The 19701-nt window shown below is 73.5% G+C and carries 15 protein-coding genes; 8 read left to right on the forward strand and 7 right to left on the reverse strand.

All coding sequences use genetic code 11. The features are described 5' to 3' along the window. The first annotated feature begins 40 nt into the window (after positions 1 to 40). The 8 genes from BLT23_RS08825 (at position 41) to BLT23_RS08855 (ending at position 13549) form a co-directional block, all read left to right on the forward strand. On the forward strand, positions 41 to 2371 hold the full coding sequence (locus tag BLT23_RS08825) for a glycoside hydrolase family 3 protein (protein ID WP_245743836.1): 2331 nt from the start codon (positions 41 to 43) through the stop codon (positions 2369 to 2371). 351 nt (positions 2372 to 2722) lie between these two features. Further along, positions 2723 to 5407 carry an AfsR/SARP family transcriptional regulator gene (locus BLT23_RS08830; protein ID WP_090047420.1) on the forward strand — a complete coding sequence of 895 codons (2685 nt, stop codon included), beginning with the start codon at positions 2723 to 2725 and terminating at the stop codon, positions 5405 to 5407. A 102-nt stretch (positions 5408 to 5509) separates the two neighbouring features. Next, on the forward strand, positions 5510 to 5683 hold the full coding sequence (locus BLT23_RS39915) for a thiazolylpeptide-type bacteriocin (RefSeq protein ID WP_143035865.1): 174 nt from the start codon (positions 5510 to 5512) through the stop codon (positions 5681 to 5683). After that, positions 5680 to 8073, forward strand: a complete 2394-nt coding sequence (locus BLT23_RS08835; protein ID WP_090047423.1) for a lantibiotic dehydratase — start codon at positions 5680 to 5682, stop codon at positions 8071 to 8073. Before BLT23_RS39915 ends, BLT23_RS08835 begins: the two co-directional genes overlap by 4 nt. Then, the gene (locus tag BLT23_RS08840) at positions 8070 to 9146 is read left to right on the forward strand and encodes a hypothetical protein (protein WP_090047425.1); all 1077 of its coding nucleotides are present in this window, start codon (positions 8070 to 8072) and stop codon (positions 9144 to 9146) included. Before BLT23_RS08835 ends, BLT23_RS08840 begins: the two co-directional genes overlap by 4 nt. A gap of 5 nt (positions 9147 to 9151) precedes the next feature. Next, entirely contained in the window at positions 9152 to 10564 is a 1413-nt protein-coding gene (locus BLT23_RS08845) for a hypothetical protein (protein ID WP_218133683.1), read from the forward strand. Beyond that, positions 10561 to 12033 carry a YcaO-like family protein gene (locus tag BLT23_RS08850; protein ID WP_090047429.1) on the forward strand — a complete coding sequence of 491 codons (1473 nt, stop codon included), beginning with the start codon at positions 10561 to 10563 and terminating at the stop codon, positions 12031 to 12033. Before BLT23_RS08845 ends, BLT23_RS08850 begins: the two co-directional genes overlap by 4 nt. 16 nt (positions 12034 to 12049) lie before the next feature. After that, the gene (locus BLT23_RS08855; RefSeq protein WP_176946657.1) at positions 12050 to 13549 is read left to right on the forward strand and encodes a thiopeptide-type bacteriocin biosynthesis protein; all 1500 of its coding nucleotides are present in this window, start codon (positions 12050 to 12052) and stop codon (positions 13547 to 13549) included. Between the two features lie 411 nt (positions 13550 to 13960). Here BLT23_RS08855 and BLT23_RS08860 read toward each other — a convergent pair whose 3' ends face one another. The 7 genes from BLT23_RS08860 to BLT23_RS08890 all read right to left on the reverse strand — a co-directional run bounded on the left by BLT23_RS08860 (position 13961) and on the right by BLT23_RS08890 (position 19604). After that, on the reverse strand, positions 13961 to 14794 hold the full coding sequence (locus tag BLT23_RS08860) for a WXG100 family type VII secretion target (RefSeq protein WP_090047432.1): 834 nt from the start codon (positions 14792 to 14794) through the stop codon (positions 13961 to 13963). After that, positions 14791 to 15099: a WXG100 family type VII secretion target gene (locus tag BLT23_RS08865; RefSeq protein WP_090047434.1), complete on the reverse strand. Its 309-nt coding sequence runs from the start codon at positions 15097 to 15099 to the stop codon at positions 14791 to 14793. The genes BLT23_RS08860 and BLT23_RS08865 overlap by 4 nt, the downstream gene beginning before the upstream one ends. Then, positions 15096 to 15440 (reverse strand): YbaB/EbfC family nucleoid-associated protein, encoded by a 345-nt coding sequence (locus BLT23_RS08870; RefSeq protein ID WP_090047436.1) that lies wholly within the window; start codon positions 15438 to 15440, stop codon positions 15096 to 15098. The genes BLT23_RS08865 and BLT23_RS08870 overlap by 4 nt, the downstream gene beginning before the upstream one ends. A 10-nt stretch (positions 15441 to 15450) precedes the next feature. Then, complete coding sequence (locus BLT23_RS08875) at positions 15451 to 16068, reverse strand: ESX secretion-associated protein EspG (RefSeq protein WP_245743837.1); 618 nt, start codon at positions 16066 to 16068, stop codon at positions 15451 to 15453. Further along, positions 16065 to 16367 carry a hypothetical protein gene (locus tag BLT23_RS08880; RefSeq protein ID WP_090047438.1) on the reverse strand — a complete coding sequence of 101 codons (303 nt, stop codon included), beginning with the start codon at positions 16365 to 16367 and terminating at the stop codon, positions 16065 to 16067. The genes BLT23_RS08875 and BLT23_RS08880 overlap by 4 nt, the downstream gene beginning before the upstream one ends. Further along, positions 16364 to 17422, reverse strand: a complete 1059-nt coding sequence (locus BLT23_RS08885; protein WP_143035866.1) for a hypothetical protein — start codon at positions 17420 to 17422, stop codon at positions 16364 to 16366. The genes BLT23_RS08880 and BLT23_RS08885 overlap by 4 nt, the downstream gene beginning before the upstream one ends. Before the next feature lie 73 nt (positions 17423 to 17495). After that, positions 17496 to 19604 carry a helix-turn-helix domain-containing protein gene (locus BLT23_RS08890; RefSeq protein WP_090047442.1) on the reverse strand — a complete coding sequence of 703 codons (2109 nt, stop codon included), beginning with the start codon at positions 19602 to 19604 and terminating at the stop codon, positions 17496 to 17498. Positions 19605 to 19701 lie beyond the last annotated feature (97 nt).

Genomic DNA, 19701 nt, shown 5'->3' on the forward strand with positions numbered 1-19701 from the left:
CACCCGGATGCCGGGCGCCGTTGGTGGTTTGCTCGCTGTCATGGACATCGACAAGGCGATCGCGAGTCTGGACCTGCCCTCGAAGGTGCGGCTGCTCACCGGGTCCGCGCTGTTCGCGCTGCACGACGAGCCGCGCATCGGGCTGGCGTCGCTGAGGATGTCCGACGGCCCGACCGGTGTCCGCGGCGCCGAGCTGCGGGGCGGGGTGACCGCCTGCCTGCTGCCGAACGCGACGCTGCTCGCCCAGCACTGGGACCCGGCGCTGGCCCGCGAGGCCGCCGAGGTGCTGGCGGACGAGGCCGCGGCGCAACGGGTGCACGTCGTGCTCGGGCCGACGATCAACCTGCACCGCACGGCGCTCGGCGGCCGCCTGTTCGAGGCGTACAGCGAGGACCCGCTGCTCACCGGCGTGCTCGCCGCCGCATACGTGCGGGGCTTGCAGGACAAGGGCATCGCGGCGACGCCGAAGCACTACGTGGCCAACGAGTCCGAGACCGAACGGCGCACCGCGAGCATGGTGGTGGACGAGAAGACGTTGCGCGAGCTGTACCTGCTGCCGTTCGAGATCGTCGTCGAGGACTCCTCGCCGTGGGCGGTCATGGCGGCCTACAACAACGTCAACGGCGTCCCCGCCACCGAGCACACCGAACTCGTCGAGGGCGTGCTGAAGGGCGAGTGGGGCTTCGACGGCCTCGTCATGTCCGACTGGCTCGCCACGAAGTCGGCGGCGGCCAGCGCGAACGGCGGTCTCGACCTGGTCATGCCCGGTCCCGGCGGCCCGTGGGAGGAGGGGCTCGTCGCCGCGGTCGAGGCGGGCGAGGTCGCCGAGTCCGTCATCGACGGGCACCTGGCGCGGCTGCTGCTCCTGGCGGCGCGGACCGGGGCGTTCGGCGGCGAGCGGACGTGGCCCACCGGCCTGCCCGCACCGGACAGCGACCTCCGGCGCGAGCAGTTGCGCCGGTTCGCCGCGGGCGGCATGGTCGTGCTGCGCAACTCCGGTGTGCTGCCGCTCGACGAGTCCGCGCGGGTCGCGCTGATCGGACGGCACGCCGTCGACACGGTCGCACAGGGTGGCGGTTCGGCCGGGGTGCGCCCGCCGCACGTCATCAGCGTCGCCGAGGGACTGACGTCGCTGCTGGGCGACCGGGTGTCCGTCGTGGACGGCGTGGAGGTGCGGGACCGGTACGCCGCCCCCTCGGCCGGGGTGCTGCGGAACATCCGCGCCACGACCTACGACGCGTCCGGCGAGGTGCTGGCGTCACGGGAGATGGAGGTCGCCGAACTGTCGGCGTTCGGCGGCTGGGCGCAGGGCGCCGCGGCGATCGAGGTGTCCGGGGAGGTCGTCCTGGCGGAACCGGCGCGCATGCTCGTCGGCGTGCGCGGGTTCGGCGCCTGGACCGTGCAGGTCGCCGGTCAGACGCACACCACCCGGCTCGCCTGGGCGGGCGGCGTCGTCGAGGAGGCGCTGCTGAAGCCGCCGCACTGGACCACCGAGGTGCTGCTCGCGCCCGGCGACCGGATCACGGCCACGGTCCGCGAGGCCGCCGCGCTGGTCGGCCTGATCGCCCGGCCCGTCCCCCGCCCGGCCGCCGACGCGATCGGCACCGCCGTGCGGGCGGCACGCGAGGCCGACGTGGCGGTGGTGGTCGTCGGGCTGACCGAGGAACAGGAGACCGAGGGCTTCGACAAGACGACGCTCGCGCTGCCCGGCGAGCAGGACGCGCTGGTCACGGCGGTGGCAGCGGCCGCGCGGCGCACGGTCGTCGTGGTGAACGCGGCGACGCCGGTGCTGATGCCGTGGCTGGAGGAGGTCGACGCCGTGCTGTGGGCGGGTCTCCCCGGTCAGGAGGCCGGTGACGCCGTGGCCGCCGCGCTGCTCGGGCACGTCGAACCGGCCGGGCGGCTCGTCACCACGTTCCCGCGCACCGACTCCGGCGCGGCGCCCGTGGTGCCGGTGGACGGTGAGCTGGTCTACGCCGAGGGCACCGCGCTCGGCCACCGGGGCGCGTCCGGTCCGCTGTTCTGGTTCGGCCACGGCCTCGGCTACACGACCTGGGAGTACGGCGCCGCCACCGCGTCCACTGTGGACGGGGTCGTCGACGTGGTGTCGGTGCCGGTCACCAACACCGGGCAGCGGCCGGGACGGGAGGTCGTGCAGGTCTACCTGCGACCGTCCGGCGAGCCGGTCCGGCTGATCGGCTGGTCCGCCGTGGACGTCCCGGCGGGCGAGACCGCCCTGGTCGAGGTGCGGTGCTCGGCCAGGACCCAGCGGGTCTGGTCGGGCGGCTGGCAGCCGCTGCGGGGCGGTGACGTGCTGGTCGCGCGCGGGCTCGGCGACGTCCGCGCGACGGCACGGGTGCCCCACCCGTGAGCCGGGGGAACCGCACCGGGTGCCGGTGACGTCGGAGTCGCACGACCGGCCACGAGGTGGTGGCCCGGTTTCAGTCTGGGGACCCGGCCGGGCCACCGGTCTCGAGGAAGAGGTGGCCGGCGTGCGTGGTGACGTGCACACGCCGGCCTGGCTCTGGGGGGAGAGGAACCGGTGGCTGTGCCGACCCCCAATCCCAGGTGAACTCGGGTCTGGCGGCACAGGTACCGGCTCCGTGACCCACGGTGCCACCGGCGCCGCACAGATTTCGCCCAGGCGGCGCACAGACCGCACGTTCGTGCGCGAGGATGGCCGTACCGACAGTTCTTGATCGTCGAGGAGAGAGAAACGCCTGTGGAGTTCCTGCTGCTCGGCCCGCTGGGGGTACGGCGGGAAGGCGCACCGCTGGAGCTGGGAGGGCCGCGGCAGCGCGCGGTGCTGACGATGCTGCTGCTGCACGCGAACCAGGCGGTGAGCGTGGCTCAGCTGACCGACGCGGTGTGGGACGTCCCGCCGGTCTCCCCCGAGTCGAACCTCCGCACGTACGTCGCCGGGCTGCGCCGGTCGCTGGGCGACCGGCTGCTCACCAGGCCCGGCCACGGCTACCTGCTCGTCGTCGAGCCCGGTGAGCTGGACCTCGACGCGTTCGACGAGCTGGTGCGCGCCGGGGAGACCGCGCTGGCCGGCAACGACGTGGAGGCGGCGGCCGAGGCGTTCGCCGGGGCGCTGGCCCGCTGGCGCGGCATCCCGACCGCGGAGCTGGACGCCGGTCCCCTGCTGCGCGCCGAGCTGACCCGGCTGCAGGAACGCAGGCTCACGGCCGTCGAGCGGTACGCGAAGGTGGCGCTGGAGCTCGGCCGGTTCGACGACGTGATCGACCGGCTGCGCCGGGAGACCGCGCTGCACCCGTTGCGCGAGGAGCTGTGGGCGCAGCTGATGCTGGCGCTCGACCGGTCCGGCCGCCGCGGCGAGGCCCTGGAGGCGTACACGGCGGTGCGCAAGCACGTCGTGGAGCAGGTCGGGGTGGAACCCGGCACGCGGCTGCGCCAGCTGCACCAGGTGATCCTGGCCAGCAGGGCGCCCTCGGCCGCGGCGCTGAACGCCTACCGGCAGCTGCCGATGGACATCGCCGAGTTCACCGGGCGTGAGGCCGAGCTGCGCGCTCTCTGCGAACCGGGACCGCGGAGCACCGTCGTGATCTCCGCGATCGAGGGCATGGCCGGGGTGGGCAAGACCAAGCTCGCCGTGCGGGCCGCGCACCGGCTCGCCGAGCGGTACCCGGACGTGCAGCTGTGGGCCGACCTGCACGGCTTCGACCCCGACGAGCTGCCGTCCGACCCGGCGGCGGTGCTGGAGAGCTTCCTGCGCCTGCTCGGCGTGCCGGGCGGGCAGATCCCCGAGTCGCTGGAGGAACGCGCCGCCCTCTACCGCGACCGGCTCGCGGGCAGACGCGCGCTGGTGCTGCTCGACAACGCCGCGGGCGAGGACCAGGTGCGGCCGCTGCTGCCGGGCAGCCCCACCTGCACGGTGCTGATCACCAGCCGCCGCACCCTGCTGCACCTGGACGGCGTGAAGTCGGTCCAGCTCGACGTCTTCACGACCGGCGAGGCCGTCGCGCTGCTCGCCAGGATCGCGGGCGCCGACCGGGTCGACGCCGACCGCGAGGCCGCGGCACGGGTCGCCGAGCTGTGCGGGCACCTGCCGATCGCCGTGGCGCTGGCCGCGAAACGGCTCGCCCGGCGTCCTCAGTGGACGGTGCTGGACCTCGTGTCCCAGTTGGAAAGAGGGGGCGGTCTCGGTGCACGGGGCGTGTTCGACCTCTCGTACCAGGCCCTGCCAGAGCACCAGAGGCGCCTGTTTCGCCTCCTCGGACTCCACCCGGGAGAGGACGTCACCGCCGAGTCCGCCGCCGCCCTCGCCGGCCTGACCGCGTACGAGGCGGGCGACCTGCTGGAGACGCTGCTCGACGAACACCTGCTCCAGCAGCACACCCCCGGCCGGTACGGACTGCACGACCTGCTGCGCGCCTACGCCGTCGAACAGGTCACGGCCACCGAGCCACCACCGGCGCGGGCACTCGCGCGCCGCCGCGTGCTGGACTGGTACGTGCGGACGTCGTGGGAGGCCGTGCGGCGGCTCAACCCGCAGCGCAAGCTCGACATCGGCACCTGCGACCCGGCCGTGCACCCGAGGACGTTCGCCGACCGCGACGCCGCCCTGCTGTGGTGCGACACCGAACGCGCGAACCTGGTGGCCGCCGTCCGCGACGCCGCCGAGCACGACCTGCCGGAACGGGCCTGGACGCTCGCCCAGTGCCTGTGGGACTTCTTCAACCTCCGCAAGCACTGGACCGACTGGCTCGACACCCACGAGGTCGGGCTTCGAGCCGCCCGCGCGGCCGGTGACCGCGCCGCCGAGGGCCGGATGCTGATCACCCTGGGCATCGCGCTGCGCGAGGTGCGCCGCCACGACGAGGCCGTCGACAGCTACCAGCGGGCGCTGGCGATCTTCCGCGCCATCGGCGACCGCGAACGCGAAGAGCCGACGTGGAACAACCTCGGCATCGTCCACCTCGTGCAGCAGCGCCCCGACGACGCGCTGGAGTGCTTCGAACGGGCCGCCTCGATCGCCCGCGAGCTGGGCAACCTGCACTCGGAAGCGGTGACGCTGAACAACATCGCCCTGCTGCACGCCGAAGCCGGCCGTTACGACGCCGCGCTGGAGCGGTACCTGCGGGCGCTGGAGATCCGGCAGGAGATCAAGGACCCGTACAGCGAGGCGATCCTGCTCAACAACATCGGCGAGGTCCACCGGGGTCTGCTCGACTTCCCCAGCGCCGTGGCGCACATCGAGCGCGCCCTGGAGACGTTCCGCGAGATCGGCGACGTGTACGGGCAGGCGGAGTCGCTCGACAACCTGGGGCTGGCGCTGCACGGGCTCGGCGACCGCCGCGGCGCCGAGAAGTGCTGGATCGAGTCGGCCGCGCTGTTCGAGGAGCTGGGCGAACCCAAGGCCGCCGAGGTCAGAGACCGCCTGTAGGCGATCAAGCAAGGCGCGATCCGTGCCGTATCGCGCGTTGCGACCGTGTCGGAACGGCCCACCCCCGGCCGGTTCGGCACAACTTGATGCGAAGGACACCGCATGAAGGACCTTTCGTTCGACCTCGACGACCTGGAGCTCGGCGAGCTCGCGGTCACCTCGATGCGCGACTCCGTCGCCTTGCCCGAGTCCGGTGCGTCCGGCGCCCCCTCGTCCTGTTCCTGCGGCAGCTCGTCCTGCAGCAGCTGCACCCAGCCCCAGCTCCCCCCGGCATGACCGGTCGCGTGCAGGGAGAAGTCGCGCCGTACGCCCTCGTGCGTCTGGCGGCCCTGCCGCACCCGGACGGCGCCGCCGGTGCGGCGCCGTTCCGGCGGGTGGTGGAGGCGCTGGCGGCCGTCGAGAGCGAGCTGCTGGCACTGGCCGGTCCGCTGAGCGAGGAGCTGCACGACAGCGCGGGCGGCTTCGACCGCAGGGTGCTCCTGCCGTTGCGCCGCGACGTCCACAACGGACGGACGCCGCGTCCCGCCCTGCGTGCCGCCGCCACCGGCCTGGTCGCGCGGGTGCCGCGGCTCGGCCGCTGGTTCGAGCTGCTGGACGAACGGGCCACGCTGACGGCCGAGGCCGGCCGCTGCCTGCCGGAGGCGCTGGCCGCCGAACGCGAGGTGCTCGCCGGGCTGTGCGCCGAGGAGCCGGTGCGGCGTGCCGCCGCGCTGAGCGGACGTGACCTGTGGCAGGGGATCTCCCGCGCCGGGGCCACCGGCCGCCGTGCCCGCAAGGGCGAGCCGTCCGTGCTGCGGTACGCGCTGCGCGCGACGTCGAAGACGAGCCCCCTGTCCTGGTACGCCTCCGTCGGCTGGGCGACCTGGTCCCCCGACGCCCCGGAACCGGTGTGGGGGACACCGGTCGCCGTGACCCGCGTCAGCCAGGTGCTGCTGACCCGGCTCGTCGCCGCCCTCGTCGCCGACCGCGCCCTGCTCTTCGACCACCCGCACCGCCTCGCACCGGACGTGCACGAGGAGTCGGCGCGGACGCTGTTCCGCCGCGACGTCCCCGCCTCCGGGCCACTGCGCGCGTCCGTCGGCGTCGAGGAGACGGTCGAGCTGGCGTCGAGCCCGCCGCTGCGGTTCCTCGTCGGCCTCACCGCCGCGAACCCCAAGGGCATCAGCCCGTCCGAGCTGGCCAGCGCCCTCGCGACCCGGCTGCCCGACGGCGAGGCCGACCGCGCACAGGGCTACGTCGCGCTGCTGCTCGACATCAAGCTGCTGGTCCCGGTGCTGCCGGTGGACCCGCAGGACCCGCACGCCTGCCTCGCGCTGGCCTCGTGGCTGCGCGACACCGGACGGAACGCGATCGCCGACCGGGTCCTCGCCCTGCACCGCGCCACGGCCGAGTTCGCCGATCTCGACGCCGCCACACGACCGGCAGCGCTGGCGGAGCTGTTCGCCGCGTGGGAGTCGCTGGGTGAGCTGGCCGGCGCCGACCTGACCGGCGTGACACCCGTGAGCGAGGACGTCGTGCTGCCCGAGCCCGTCCGCCTCGGCCGGTCGCACGGCTACGACGGCGTCCGGTCGCTGGCCGGGCTGACGCCGTTGCTCATGCTGTTCGACCGGCACCTCGCGATCCGGCGGGACGCGCGCGACAGGTTCGTCAAGGAGTTCGGCCGCGGCGGCACCGCCCGGCTCGCCGCCTGCGCTCCCCTGCTGCACGACGCGATGTCCGGCGCTCCGACCGGCGGCCTCGGCGCCAGCCGCGCGCAGGTGGCGGACCTGGTGCGGGACGGCGTGATCACCGACGAGGCCGTCACCGCCGCCGCCGACCTGCTGCCGTCGTGGATGAAGACCCGGCCCGTCTCGTACTCGTTCTTCGCCCAGCCCTTCCCCGGCGGGCTGGTCGTGAACCACGTCTACGACGGGTTCGGGCGCTTCCCCGGCCGGTTCCTCGACCTGCTGCCACCCGAGGCGTACGCGACGGTCCGGGCCACTTTGGACGGTGTGTTCCCACGCGGGTTCGCCGAGTACCGGCCGGTGCAGGGCTTCAACCCGAACCTGCACCCGCTGCTCGGCCGCGCGGAGATCGGCGACGACCCGCGCTGGGCCGACCACACGCCGGACGCGTTCGAGGTGGTGCACGACCTGGAAGCCGACGAGCTGCGGTTGCGGCGCAAGGACACCGGCGCCGTCGTGGACGTCCTCTACCTCGGCTACCTCATGCCGATCTCGCTGCCCGACCGGTCCGCCGCCCTGCACGCGGACCTGACGTGCGGCGCCGCCGACCTCCGGCCGTTGCAACCGGTCGAGGAGTCCGGCGGCGTGCGCGTCGCCGGACAGCTGCGCTACCGCGACGTGCTGCTGGCCCGCCGCTCGTGGGACTTCGACGCGCTGACGTTGTCCGGCGTCGCCGAGGTGACGGCGTTCCGCGCCCGGCACGGCCTGCCCGCCCAGCTGTTCGCGGGAACCGGCGGCGAGATCACCTCCCGCGAGGACTTCGAGGCCAGGATCAACGGCCCGAAACCGCAGTACGTCGACCTGACCAACGCCCTGCACCTGCACTGCCTGCCGCGCCTGCTGTCCCGCTACCCCGGCCGGGTGCGGCTCACCGAGGCGCTGCCGGTGCCGTCGGGGCAGGTGCTGGAGGTGGTCGCGGAGACCTACCGGAGGCCCGGATGACCGACGTCGTCTGCCACTACCACGACCCGGTCAAGGCACCGCTGCTGCGCGACGGCGTCCTGCCCGCCCTGGCCACCGTCACGTCGGCGTTCCCCGGCGTCGCGGGCCACGTCGAACGCCACTGGCTGCACGGCCCGCACGTGCGGGTGCGGCTGTCCGGCCAGTCGGCCGAGCCCGCTGCCCTGCTGCTCGCCACCCTGCTCAGGTCCTACGTGACGGCACATCCGTCCACAGTGGAGCTGTCCGAGGACGAGCAGCTCTCCCACGCCCGTGCCGCCGCCGTGGCCGAGCTGCTGCTGCCGCCGTTCACACCGTTGTACCCCAACAACTCCGTGCGGATCGAACCGACGTCGGTCGACCGGCTGCGCGAACTGCTCCCGGACGCGGAGATCAGGTTGCGGTTCGAGGGACTGCGCCTGGGAGTGCCCGTGCTGCGCGAGTCGTTGGCCGCGCCCCGTGCGACCGTGGCCCTGACCGCGATGGCCGTGCACGCCAGCCGTTACCCCGGCGGCCTGCAGTACGGCTACCACTCGTTCCTCTCCCACGTCGAGGACTTCCTGCTGGCCAGCGACCCGACCGGCGCCGTGCGCGGCAAGCTCGACGCGGTGTGGGACAAGCACTCCGAGACCGCCTGCGCGCTGGTCGCCGGGGTCGCGCTCGGCCACCCCACCTCCCGGCTGGAAGCCGCCTGGCAGACCTGGACGATCGCGGTGCGGCTGGCCGCGGAGGCCGAGTACGACGCGGGCCGGCTCGACGAGGTCAACCCGCGCCACGCCGAACGCGCCCACCGGATCGGCGATCCCGACGCCGTCCGCCGCTACGACTACGGCGAGCGCTCCGAGTTCAGCGACTACCACACCGCGTTGTGGAACGCCGACCTCACCGACCCCGCGATCCGGCGGAACATGACCGTCTACCGCCTGGGCACCAACGTGCTCTACCAGCTGCTCGCCATCAGCGACGTGACGCCGATGGAGCGCTATGCCGCCGCACACCTGGTGAGCCGCGCCGCTCAGCAGGTGTGCGGCACCACCTGGCAGGACCAGTTCGCCGCGCTGCCGAAGGCCGGGTGAGGCCCGTGCTGGTGCGGTTGCGCCCGGTCGTGCGGGCCACCAGGACCGCGGACGGCCTGCACCTGCGCGGCTGGGCGTCGAGCTGCACGATCACCGGCGGCAGCGGGCTGTGGGAGCTGTGGCGGCGCCTCGAACCACGGCTGTCCGAAGGCGTTGCGCCGGAGTCGCTGGGAGTGCCCGAGGGCACGGCACCGGCCGTCCGGGCGGCGGTCGAGACGATCCTGGACCAGTTGCGGGACCACGACATGCTGGTGTCGATGCCGGAGCCGTGGGGTGCCGGCGGACCGGCTCCGGACGTCGCCGCGTGGCTGGAGTCCGTGGCTGCCGACCCGGTGGACGCGTGGCGACGGCTGCGGGCCGGAGTGGTCACCATGACGGGGAACGGGCTGCTCGCCGACGCCGCCGTGCGCTCCGCGGAAGCTGTCGGTCTGCGGGTTCACCGTGCTGCCGGTCCGAGCGACGAACTCTTGCTGTCCACCGGAACCCTTGTGGTCCAAGCGGGTTCTGGAGCGGAGGCCGGTTATGTGCTACCCGCCCGCGAAGGGTTCACTTCATTCAACACTGAAGTCATCAACCGAATTGCCGCGCGGCTCGGGCTGACCGGCGACCCCGGCGAGGTGCTCGCCGCTCTCGTCGGGGCGGCGGCGGTGCACCGGCTCACGTGCGCGGTGACCGGCCTGGCGGACGCGCCCGAGCAGGACCACGGCTTCCCGGTGGTGCTGGTCGCCCGCACCGGGCCGCTGCGTTCGGCCTACCACCCGCTGCTCACCGGACCGCCCCGGCCGTTCAGCCTGGACGCCCTCACCGACCGGGAGCTGGGCCCGGTCGAGACGCCGGAGCTCGGCCCGCTCCCCCAGGTCCCGGTCAACCTGGCGCTGTCGGGCGACGCCCTCGGCATCGGCACCACCGCCGACGAGGCCAGGCTCCGCGCGGCGCTCAACGCCATCAAGTGCGACGGCGTGCTGGGTGTCGACGACCTCCACGCCCGCGGCGCCGCCCTGCGGCTGGCCGCGCGGTATGTCCCCGGTGAGCCCGCCGAGCCCGGCGAGTGGACCACCGGCCGCACCGCCCGCAGGTGGTGGAAGGCGCTGACGCTGCGGTTCGGACGGCCTGCGGTGGTCGACGTCCGCAAGCTCGCCGAGGACGCCTACCGGGCGGAAGTCCGTCAGGGACAACGGGTGCTGGCCTGGGCCGTGGAGGTCACGGCCGCCGACGCGGTGGCGTTCGCCGCCCTGGCAGCCGCCGCCCACGCCCAGGCGGGCCGTGACGGCACGGCGCACGTCCAGGGCTTCGGGCCCGACGAGGACAAGCTCCAGCGCGCCCTCGAACTCCTGCCGGGGGTGCGGGTCAGTCCGCTCTCCCTCGATCCGGAACTGACCGCCGCCGGACTCGTCGCGTACACAGTGGACGAACGATGACGACGACAGACGGAGGGTTGGTCGTCATCGGGCCGACTGGCGAGAAGTGCGCACGGCAGGCGGAGCAGGCGCGGCTGGCCGTGAGCGGAGCACCGCCCCAGGCCGTCGTCGGCGGGCTCGTCGCCCCTGCCTTCCGCCCGTTGGTCGAGTTGCTGCAACCTGCGGAACACACCGTCGTCGCCATCCGGACCGACCTGGCGATGGTGTCCACGCACCGGCTCCACTGCTGCGCGGAGGACGTGCCGCCACCGGACACGTCGATCGAGCCGAACCAGCTCCGCTCCCGCAACGACCTGACCACAGTGGACAAGCTCAGGACGTTGGTGGACTTCCGCTACGGCCCCATCCCGGCCCTCTACCGCACCGGACACCTGCCGCTCGCCACCGTCACCGCCGAACTGGACCACCACACGGCGGGCTACGGCCGCACGAGCACGTTCGAGGAGGCCGAACGCGTGGCGATCTTCGAGGCGGTGGAACGCCTCAACGGCCTGCGTCCCAGGAACCCGAGCACAACCGTGGCGTCCTTCGCCGAGTTGGGTGACCAGGCGGTGGACCCGAGCCGCCTGGCCCTGGCCGACTTCGACCAGCGCTACACACCGGACCTCCGGATGCGGTGGACGCGGGCGTGGTCCTACACCGGCGACCGGCCCGTCCTGGTGCCGGAGCAGGTGGCCTACTACGGCGCCCACACCCCGCCGGAACACCGGTTCGTCCACGAGACGTCCAACGGCTGCGGTCTCGGCAACAGCCTCACCGAAGCGGTGCTGCACGGCCTGTTCGAGGTGGCCGAACGCGACGCGTTCCTGATGGCCTGGTACGCCGCGACCCCGTTGCCCCGGCTCTCGATCCCGGACGACCCGCTGCTGCACCACCTCGCGGACCGGCTCGAAGAACGCGGCTACGAACTGCTCTTCCTCAACGCCACCAACGATCTCGGCATCCCCGCGGTGCTCACCCTGGCGAGGGGCGCGGGAACGTTCTTCGCCGCCGGGGCCAGTCCGGACCCGCTTCGGGCGATGCGGTCGGCGGCGGTCGAGGTGGCCGTGGACGTCGAGTCGTTCCCCGACCGCGTCCGCGCGAACCCGGACCTCTACGCCGAGCAGCGGCTGCGGCAGCTGTTCGAAGACCCCTTCCAGGTCCGGTCGATGGACGACCACGTCGCGGTCAACACGCTGCCGGAAGCCGCCGCCCGCCACGACTTCCTGGTCGGCGACGAGACGACCGAACTGGTGGACGAGCGGGACCACACGAGCCTCGAAGAGCTGCTCGGCCACTACGCCGATCGGCTGGAGGTGATCGCGGTCGACCAGACCGACCCGGTGACGGCGAGCCGCCTGGGCCTGCACTCGGCGAAGGTGATCGTGCCGGGAACGCTGCCGATGACGTTCGGCCACCGGCACCGCCGCACGCGCGGTGTCACGCGACTGCCCGAGCTGCGCAACCCGCACCCCCACCCGTTCCCCTGATCCCGTTGGAGCAGCTGTGACCTGGACCGGCCTGCACTGCAGGGTGAACTGGAAGCGCGCCGACGTCGACACGTTCGTCGCCGACTCCCTCGCGCCCCTGATGGCGGGCCGCGAGTGGTTCTTCCTGCGGTACTGGGAGACCGGGCCGCACCTGCGCGTCCGGGTCCAGGGCGATCCCGGTGACCTGCGGTCCGAGCTGGCGGACCTCGTCGCCGCCCAGGACTTCGCCACCACCGCCGACGAACCGGGCTGGCTGCCGCACGGCGACGTCCGCGAGGTCGAGTACGTGCCGGAGACGGCCCGGTACGGCGGCCCGGCCGCGCTTCCCGTGGCCGAGCGCCTCTTCTGCCGCAGCACCGAGGTGGCCGTCGCGGTCCTCCAGGCGGCCCGCACGGAGAGCGGCCGCCTCACCGCCGCCCTCCAGCTCACGATGACGACCGCCAAGGCGCTCGGCCTCGACCTGCCGCAGGCCGCGTCGTGGCTGCGCACCCTGGGCACGGGCTGGCGCACCGTCACCGAGTGGGCCCCCGCCCCCACGATCGGCAGCCACCTGGCCGCGCACCAGCTGCTCGCCCAGCGCGGCCAGGACCTGGCCGACCGGTGGCACCGCGACCCGACCGGCGTCCTCGCGCACTGGGCCGGCGAGGTCCGCGCGGCACGGGAGGAGCTGGGCACCTGGCTCCCGCACGTCTGGGCCTCCCAGCTGCACATGCTCCTCAACCGCCTGGGCATCGGCCCGAACGAGGAACGCCTGGTCTGCTGGACCACCGCGGCCGCGGCGCTGTCCCCCACCGGCCTCACCGACTTCCACGCCGACGGCGCCACCGCCCCCGACCGCCGGTACCTGGAGGCCAGCAAGTTCCTGCCCGGCTTCGGCGACCAGCTCCCCCGCACACCGGCGCCCGCACCGCAGTTCGCCCCCTGGCTACCGACCGTCCCGCTTCAGTCCACTGTGGACGAGATGCTCGCGTCGGCATTCCGCGCCCGCAGGACGAGCCGCGAACTTCAGGGCACCCTGACCGCCGACCAGCTGGGCACGATGCTGTGGACGGCGATGGCCCCCAGCGACGGCAGGAGGCCGTACCCGAGCGCGGGCGCCCGGTACTGCGCCCGGCTCAGGCTGATCGCGCTCGACGTCGACGGCCTGGCGCCCGGCCGGTACGAGGTCGACGAGACGAACCGGACGTTGATCCGCCTCGGTGACGCGCCGTCGGTCGACGACCTGGAAGCCACCTCCATGTGGTTCGGCAAGGACAGGACCGAACTGACCGGGACACCCGCCGTGCTGGCCCTCTACGTCCGAATAGGACTGCTGCGCGAGTCCTACGGGCTGCGCGCGCTCAGGTTCGCGTTCACCGAAGCCGGGCATCTGGCCCAAAACCTCACCGTCACCGCCGCACACGGAAACATCCGCACCGGATTGGTCGGCGGCTTCTACGACGACCTCGCCCACGACGTCATCGGCCTCGACGGCGTGGACGACACACTCGTCTACTTCCTACCCCTGGCCTCGTAAACACGAACGACACCGCCATATCCGACGACGAACGCACACGGTTACCGTCCCAAGGGACCGACGGAGATCCCTCAGCCACCATTTTCCCTTCTGATCTCGCTCCACAAGCACTCTCCGCAACACCCCACCCCAGTCGCAACTCTCTTTCGCGTTTTCCCCTGCCGCACGCGGGGCCCTTTCGTCCTGTCACGGCCTACGCGGGGTCCCCGCGTACTAAAGCCACGTCACGCGGAGGAGGCGGGAACCACTGGGTGGGTGACACACGGGCAGGTGTGCGGCGGGTGACGGGACAGAATCTCTGACGCAGCGCCTAGTAAGCGCGTGCGTTCTCGGAGAATCCCGGCCGCGATCTTCATCGCGGCGGCGCAGCGCATCGACCGGACGTAGGCGGGTTGTCCGCCGTTGCGCGGCTCAGACCACGGCCGCCTCCTCGGGGTCCTCCTCCTGCTCCGAGACGGTCGGCAGCTCGGCCGTGGTGCTCGGGGCTGAACCGCCCTGGGCCAGCTCCCCGATCACCGACATCGACTGCTTCACGATCGTCAGCACGGCCGCGGCACCCTCGACGAGCTTGATCAGGTTCTCGCCGCTCGCGAGCAGCTCGCCGAGCTTGGCGGCGATCCGCAGGCCGCAGTCGACGGCGATCTGCACGCACTGCGGGATGGCCGCGGCGATGCTCTGCCCGAACGTCACCGCCGCCGCCGCGACGGCCTGCGTCATGATCGGCACGATCTTGCCGACGGCCTCGGTGACCAGCCGCGTCACCTCGGCGGCGACCTGGGCGACCACCTCGCCCGCCTTGATCAGCGCCGTCGCGTTGGTGAGCGCGGTCTCGGCGATCGACAGCACGCCGTCGACGAGCTGCTGACCGGTCTGGAGGTAGTCGGTGGCGCTCTGCCCCGACCAGCCGCTGGTCTCGCTGCTCGCCTTCTCCCGGTAGCTCTCCGCGAGGGCGGCGGCGGACGTGCTCGCGTTCCGCAGGTCACCCGCGCCCTGCTCCACGCCGCCGGGGTCGCCTTGCAGCTGCCGCAACGGCTCTTCCAGGAACGAGACCATCGGCGTGAGGAACCCGACGCCCGCGCTGTCCAGCGCCTGCAACGGTTTCCCGTCCTCGCCGAGCGCGGAGACCGGGGCCTTGGGCGTGGCCGCGAGGTCCTGCGACAGCCACTCGTCGCCCGCGATGGCGCTGGTGGTGGTGCGCAGCTCTTCGAGCAGTGCGGCGATCGTGCCCGCGTCCGTCGTCGTCACCGGTCCACCCCCGTGAAGCTCGCGGCGTTGCCGTCGTCGGTGCGCTGGTAGGCGTCGGCGGTCTGCCGCACGCCGATGCTCACCTTGTCCAAAGTGGACGCGACATCGCCGAACGCCGTCCGGGTCCGGCCCATCGCGCCACCGAGTCCGGCGGCGAGGAACTGCGCGAACGACCCCAGCTCCTGGCCGAGCCGGTCGGGCATCCGCGCCGCGGTCGCGGACAGCTGGTCCGCGTACCCGGCGAGCGTCGCGGCGTGCCCGCGCAGCTGCTCGTGGTCGACCGTGAAGTTGTCAGGGGTGCTCACCGGACGGCCTCCGGCAGGTGCCTCGTGACCTCGTCCAGGGCCTCGCCCTCACCCAGGTAGCCCGCCATCACCTCGGCCATCCGCGCCCCGGCGATCCGTTGCGCCTCGCGCGCCGTGCTGACGATGAGCATCGCCAGCGTGTCGACGTCGAGCCTGCGGGCCGCGGGCGTCAGCGCGACGTCACCGAGCACGCCGCCCGCGTTGACCGTCACGGTCACCTCCCCGCGCGGCGAGGTGGCGCTGGCGCCCGCCTCGGCGAGTCCCGCGCTGGCCTGCCGCGCCTGGTGCGCGACCTGCTCCAGCCGTCCCCGGTAGTCCGCCAGCCACTGTGCTGGATCCACTTCTCCCCCTCTACCGCGCCCGCGCCGCGGCGGCGAGCTCTCCGATGGCACGAACCAGGTCCTGATGTCGCAACGGGTTCACGCTGACCCACCCGTCGTGGCCGACCCCGACCCCGACCCTGCCGTTCACCCCGTCCAGCCAGGACACCTCCCGGCGTTCTCCCCCGGCCACCCCGGCCTGACCCGCGGCGACGACCTCCAGTTCGAGCGGAGCGCCGGGCGGCAGGGTGATCGGCATCATCGAGGCGGGCGGCAGCACCGGCAGCAACGCCACCAGCTCGTCGCCGAGCGTCTCCGCCTCGACCCGCGTCACGCGGACCGTGCTGCCGGTCTGCGTGCACACCAGTGCGTCGTCGCCGTGGACCATCGCCACGGCGCCGATGTCCGCTGTCACGAGATCCACCGCGGCGGTGTGCTCGTGCAGCGCCGTGACCAGCTCCGCCGCCAGGCCGACCGGCCCGTGCGGTTCGGCCAGGCCGCGTGCCTGCAGGCCGTGCCCCGCCTCGGCGAGCAGCGCCGCGCGTTCGCCGGCGAGCCGCCCGAACGACGGCACCCGCAGCGGGAACGGCCAGCGCACACCGGCGTGGGTGGCGAGGAGGTCCATCTCGACCAGGTCGAACGCGATCACCTGGCCGCCTTCCGCGCCTGTTCCTCGTCGGTGTCGGTGTAGGCGGTGCCGATCTCGGCGAGCATCCGGCGGAACTCGCGCACCTCCCGTTCGGCGGCACCGACCTCCCCCGCGAGCCCCGACCCGGCGTCCTGCAACCGCCGCGACAGGTCTTGCGCGGGCGGCGCGGTGCCGAGCAGCGGGTGCCGCTCCGCCAGCCTGCTCGCGGTCGCCACCAGGTCGCCGGTCAGCTCCGCGAGCCTGGTCAGGGTCCTGACCCGGTCCTGCAGCAGCTCCGGCGACACCTCGTACCCGGTCACTGGTCCTCCCCGATCACAGCGGGCGCCACGGTCCCCGTCACGGCGAACAGGTCGTGGTCGAGCGTCGGCATCTGGTTCTCGTGCAGCTGGTCGTCGTCCTTGCGCGCGCCACCGGCCGGAGCCGCGGCCATGCCGTTGTGCTGGGCGGTGGCGCGGGTCTCCGCGGTGACGGCGCCGGTCGTGGTGGCGCCCATCGCCTGCCCGGCCATCACGCCGGTCCGCGGTCCCGGGGTCATCTGCTGCGGCTGGCCGGCGGGTGTGGCGACAGCGGCCACCGAGCCCCGTGCTCCGCCGCCCACGAGCTGCTGCCACGGCACGCCGCCGGAGCTGGGTGTGCGCACGGTCGCCACCGATGACGATGCCGGACGCGGCGCGGCGGCCTGCGGGACGCCCGCCTTGGCGGTGTCGATGAGCCGGCCGCTGCCGTTGAGGCTGGACTCGTAGGTCTGCATCGTGCGGACCGCCTGCGCCTTCTGCTGGTCGGCCGACGAGGCGCCGAAGTAGAAGTAGAACCCCGAGGTGACCCCCGCGGGCATCGTCGGCGCGCTGGGGACCGAGAACGACGAGGGCATGAACGACGACGGCAGGTACGACGCCGGAGACGTGGCCGGCAGGTACGACGCCGGGGACGACGGCAGGTACGAAGCCGGGGACGGGGGTGGCGCGAACGAGACGGGGAACCCCGCGAACGCCTGGGTCGTCGTGTCCGGTGGCGCGGGCATCGCCGCCCGCGCCGCGGCCAGCGCGTCGGCGGAGTCCTGCGCGGCCCGCTGTCCCGCCGCGGCCAGCTCGCTGATCTTCCCGACCCGTTCGGCGAGCGCCGCGAGGCGTGCGGCCGCCTCCTCGGCGGCGGCCCCGCTCCACCCCTCCAGGAGCGCGGCCCGTTGTTCCCTCAGCACCTCCGCGTGCGCGTCCAGGGCAGCCCGGTGCCGCGTCCACTCGTCGGCGACCGTGCTCACATCCGCTACGTCGGCGTCCTGCCACAGCATCCGGTGGAGCTCTTCGTGGCTGTACGCCTCCCAGTTGACCCCACCGGGTGACTCGTTGCCTGACACGGTCCGAACGATCACAGCCGGGCGGCACGGTCACCAGGCCAGCCGACCGGCCACTCGTGGCCGGTCGGTCTGATCAGCGGGAACGCGCGAAATGTTCCTGGAGCCGGGCGTGCCGGAACTGGTAGACCGCACCCGCGCGGCGCAGCACGCCACGCCGGTAGGCGTCGTCGAGGAACGCCGTCACGCGCCACGGCAGACGCCCGGTCAGCGGTAGCCAGACGCGCGCGAACACCACCCACTGCCCCCACGCCGTCAGGCTCAGCACGTACGCGAGCCCGCCGCCGATACCGCCGACGAGCCCGATCGCGAGCGCCGTCGGCGGCTCCCACACGACGGCGAACCGCAACGCGGCCAGCCCGCTCGTGACGACCCCGGTGGCGGCCACGACGAACACCGCGAAGACCGGCACCATCATCATCACCAGGAGCAGCACCGCCCGCCGGTTCGACCTCAGCAGCCCCTCGGGACTGAGCGCCGCCCGGACGTCCAACGGCGCCTCCAGCGCGGCGACGAGGCCCAGCACCAGCGCGGCGCCCAGCCCGAACACCAGCGCGAACGCTCCGGCGTCCACGAACACCTCCCGCGTCATCGCGGACTCCGGCGTGACCATCCAGTACGCCAGCCTGCGGACCAGCCCGTACGCCGCGCCGACCGCACCGCCGAACGCCAGCCCGAGCAGCGCCCGCGACCACACCCGCCTCCCGGCCCGGCCGCGCAGCCGCAGCCGGGTCCGCACGGGCTGCAGCGGGGTCCTGAGCACCACGAACCGGTGGGCGAGCCCGAAGATCCCGCCGGTGACCAGCCCGATCATCACCGCGAACAGCCACAGCTGCAGCATCACCTGCCCTGCCAGGAGGGTGTCGAACACGAGGTCCGCGACACCGACCGCGACACCGACCGCCAGCCCGGTCACCCGCGCCGACGTGCCGAACTGCCACCAGGCGATGTCGTGGGTGCCGAGCCGGGTCAGGTGCTCGGCGAGGTGGGTGAGCCACGGCCGCACGCGTGCGGCCCGCGCCGGCCCGTAGACGGCGGGCACGAAGCTGCTGAGCAGGTGCCGTTCGATCTCGTCCGGTGTGCCGAGCGCGAGCAGCGCCGCCGGGTCGTGGTCGGGCGTGTCGCTGTAGACGCGCCGGGCCAGCGACACCATCAACGGCGTGGTCAGCACCTCGGCCAGCGGCCCGCCCGCGCGCACCTCGTCGAGGACGGGTTTCCAGGCGCTGCCGCCCGGCCCGGTCCTGCGGGTGGTGCGGGGCAGGTAGCCGGCGAGGTCGTCGGCGGTGAGGTCGGCGAGCACGACCGCGGCGGCCGACGTCAGCACGTCGGTGCCGGCCACGGCGTCGCGGTACTCGTCGACGCGGCTGGTCAGCAGCAACGGCAGCGTCGTGGCGTTCAGCGCGAGGAGCGCGGACCGGTGCAGGCCCGTCGCGATCTCGTCGAACCCGTCGAGCACCGGCAGCACCCGCTGGGAGTCGACGAGCGTCGACGCGAGGGTGCCGCCGGGGCCGGGCGCCGACAGGAACGGGTACTCGCGGATCAGCTGCTCGGCGAGCCAGTCGCGCAGCCCGACGCGGCCGGGGTGCCACGAGCCGAGGCCGAAGATCACCGGGACCGGGTCGGCCGTGTCCCGCGCCGCCAGCAGGTCGAGGACGAACCGGGTCGTCAGCACGGTCTTGCCCGATCCGGCCCTGCCGAGCACGACGAGCCGTTTCGACGGCACCCGCCGGTAGACCTCGACCACCTGGTCGAGCCGTCCGGCGAGGCCGGCCTCGCCGCCGATGTTGAGCCAGCTGTCCCGCAACGCCTCCGGCGCCGCGTCCCACCGCACCGGCAGCGGCACCGGGTCGTGGACCTGCCGCTGCTCCTCCTCGCGCCGCCAGCGCGCCTCGATCGCGACCTTGAGGGTCTCGACCGTCTCGTGCAGCGGGTCGAACCGCGCCGGTGCGGCGACCGGTGGCTCGTCCCTGCCCGCCGCCGCGAACAGCTCGGCGCGTTCGGCGCCGGTCAGCTCCAGCGCGTCGGCCAGTGCGCGCACGGTGCCCATGCGCGGGTCCGTCCGTTCGCCGGTCTCCAGTCCGCGCACCGTGCGGATGCCCACGGTGGCGCGCTGCGCGAGCGCCTCCTGGCTCAATCCCGCCCGCTGCCGCCACTGACGCAGCAGTGAGCCGAGCTGGCTCGCCACGACCGCCCCCTAGTCCGGTTGATCACGAGCTTACCGAGACCACGCTGTTTCGTGATCACTTTGCCGCATGGCCGGTACCGTCCGTTTGGGGGAAGAT

Source organism: Lentzea fradiae, from assembly GCF_900100955.1.
GTDB classification, from domain to species: Bacteria; Actinomycetota; Actinomycetes; order Mycobacteriales; family Pseudonocardiaceae; genus Lentzea; species Lentzea fradiae.